Origin of the sequence: Amycolatopsis heterodermiae (assembly GCF_034929455.1) — a bacterium.
GTDB lineage: Bacteria > Actinomycetota > Actinomycetes > Mycobacteriales > Pseudonocardiaceae > Amycolatopsis > Amycolatopsis heterodermiae.
This window is the reverse complement of sequence record NZ_JAYFSI010000032.1, coordinates 1-3,159: the sequence shown is the minus strand read 5'-3', so window position 1 is coordinate 3,159 and position 3,159 is coordinate 1. Positions and strand designations below refer to the sequence as shown.

Sequence of the window (3,159 nt, the reverse complement as noted above, 5' to 3'; positions counted from 1 at the left end):
GCACACTGTTGGGTCCTGAGGCAACACGCCTCGGGGCTTACGCCTCGGGAAACGTGGTTTGTTTCTGGTGTGGTGTTTGAGAACTGTAGAGTGGATGCGAGCATCTTTGTGGTCAAGTTGTTAAGGGCACATGGTGGATGTCTTGGCTTCAGGAGCCGATGAAGGACGTAGGAGGCTGCGATAAGCCTCGGGGAGCTGTCAACCGAGCTGTGATCCGAGGATTTCCGAATGGGGAAACCCAGCACCAGTGATGTGGTGTTACCCGCACCTGAATATATAGGGTGTGTGGAGGGAACGCGGGGAAGTGAAACATCTCAGTACCCGTAGGAAGAGAAAACAACCGTGATTCCGTGAGTAGTGGCGAGCGAAAGCGGAAGAGGCTAAACCGATTGCATGTGATACCTGTCAGGGGTTGTGTAGTCGGTGTTGTGGGACCCGCCTTGAAGGAACTGACATTTCTTCGGAATTGACGCATGGGTTAGTGGAACGCCTTGGGATGGGCGGCCGGAGTGGGTGAGAGCCCCGTACGCGAAAACTTGTGTTGTTGTTCTTGGTGGTGTTCCCGAGTAGCAGCGAGCTCGTGGAATTTGCTGTGAATCTGCCGGGACCACCCGGTAAGCCTAAATACTTCCTGAAGACCGATAGCGGACTAGTACCGTGAGGGAAAGATGAAAAGTACCCCGGGAGGGGAGTGAAAGAGTACCTGAAACCGTGTGCCTACAAGCCGTCAGAGCTGTAATGGTGATGGCGTGCCTTTTGAAGAATGAGCCTGCGAGTTAGTGCTGCGTGGCGAGGTTAACCCGTGTGGGGTAGCCGTAGCGAAAGCGAGTCTGAATAGGGCGAATATAGTCGCGTGGTCTAGACCCGAAGCGGAGTGATCTACCCATGGCCAGGGTGAAGCGACGGTAAGACGTCGTGGAGGCCCGAACCCACTTAGGTTGAAAACTGAGGGGATGAGCTGTGGGTAGGGGTGAAAGGCCAATCAAACTCCGTGATAGCTGGTTCTCCCCGAAATGCATTTAGGTGCAGCGTCGTATGTTTCACCACGGGGGTAGAGCTACTGGATGGTCTAGGGGCCTTACCGGGTTACCGAAATCAACCAAACTCCGAATACCGTGGTGTGAGAGTGCGGCAGTGAGACGGCGGGGGATAAGCTTCGTCGTCGAGAGGGAAACAGCCCAGAACACCAGCTAAGGCCCCTAAGTGTGTGCTCAGTGGGAAAGGATGTGGGATTGCCCAGACAACCAGGAGGTTGGCTTAGAAGCAGCCACCCTTGAAAGAGTGCGTAATAGCTCACTGGTCAAGTGGTCCTGCGCCGACAATGTAGCGGGGCTTAAGCACACCGCCGAAGCTGTGTCATTGACACAATAGATCCACTTCGCTCCTTGAGGGTGTTGTGTAGTCGTGTTGATGGGTAGGGGAGCGTCCTGCATCCAGGGAAGCCGTGGCGGAAGCTAGCGGTGGAGGGTGTGGGAGTGAGAATGCAGGCATGAGTAGCGAATGCAGAGTGAGAAACTCTGCCGCCGGATGACCAAGGGTTCCTGGGCCAGGCTAATCCGCCCAGGGTAAGTCGGGACCTAAGGCGAGGCCGACAGGCGTAGTCGATGGACAACGGGTTGATATTCCCGTACCCGAGCATGTGCGCCCATGACGAGGCGTTTGATACTAACCACCCAAAGCGTGCCGGCGATATCTTCGGATGGAGTTGGCATTGTGGAGCGTGGGACCTGATTTCGTAGTAGTCAAGCGATGGGGTGACGCAGGAAGGTAGCTCCGCCAGGCGATGGTTGTCCTGGTGTAAGCGTGTAGGAGAAAGCATAGGCAAATCCGTGCTTTACATACTCTGAGACGTGATGCGTAGCCGTTTGAGGCGAAGTAGAGTGATCCTATGCTGCCGAGAAAAGCCTCTAGTGAGTGCATGCACGGCCCGTACCCCAAACCAACACAGGTGGTCAGGTAGAGAATACCAAGGCGATCGGGTGAACTGTGGTTAAGGAACTCGGCAAAATGCCCCCGTAACTTCGGGAGAAGGGGGGCCAAACATCCTGAAGCTTTTTACAGGCTAGGGGTGGGTGGCCGCAGAGACCAGCGGAAAGCGACTGTTTACTAAAAACACAGGTCCATGCGAAGTCGCAAGACGATGTATATGGACTGACGCCTGCCCGGTGCTGGAACGTTAAGAGGACCGGTTAACTCACTTTGGTGGGTGAAGCTGAGAATTTAAGCGCCAGTAAACGGCGGTGGTAACTATAACCATCCTAAGGTAGCGAAATTCCTTGTCGGGTAAGTTCCGACCTGCACGAATGGCGTAACGACTTTCCGGCTGTCTCAACCACAGGCCCGGCGAAATTGCACTACGAGTAAAGATGCTCGTTACGCGCGGCAGGACGGAAAGACCCCGGGACCTTTACTATAGTTTGGTATTGGTTTTCGGTTCGGCTTGTGTAGGATAGGTGGGAGACTGTGAAGCGGTGACGCTAGTTACTGTGGAGTCGTTGTTGAAATACCACTCTGGTCGAATTGGGAATCTGAACCTCGGACCATGATCTGGTTCAGGGACAGTGCCTGATGGGTAGTTTAACTGGGGCGGTTGCCTCCTAAAGAGTAACGGAGGCGCCCAAAGGTTCCCTCAGCCTGGTTGGCAATCAGGTGTTGAGTGCAAGTGCACAAGGGAGCTTGACTGTGAGACAGACATGTCGAGCAGGGACGAAAGTCGGGACTAGTGATCCGGCACCTCCTGGTGGAAGGGGTGTCGCTCAACGGATAAAAGGTACCCCGGGGATAACAGGCTGATCTTGCCCAAGAGTCCATATCGACGGCATGGTTTGGCACCTCGATGTCGGCTCGTCGCATCCTGGGGCCGGAGTAGGTCCCAAGGGTTGGGCTGTTCGCCCATTAAAGCGGCACGCGAGCTGGGTTTAGAACGTCGTGAGACAGTTCGGTCCCTATCCGCCGCGCGCGTAGGATACTTGAGGAAGGCTGTCCCTAGTACGAGAGGACCGGGACGGACGAACCTCTGGTGTGCCAGTTGTTCTGCCAAGGGCATGGCTGGTTGGCCACGTTCGGAAGGGATAACCGCTGAAGGCATCTAAGCGGGAAGCCTGTTCCAAGATGAGGTATCCCACCCTTTGTGGGTTAAGGCCCCCAAGAGACCATTGG

The 3,159-nt window shown here is 55.3% G+C and carries 1 rRNA gene; it reads left to right on the top strand.

Features of this window, described 5'->3' with window-relative positions:
- Positions 1 to 110: 110 nt before the first annotated feature.
- A 23S ribosomal RNA gene (locus VA596_RS50520) occupies positions 111 to 3,159 on the top strand; the annotation flags it as partial.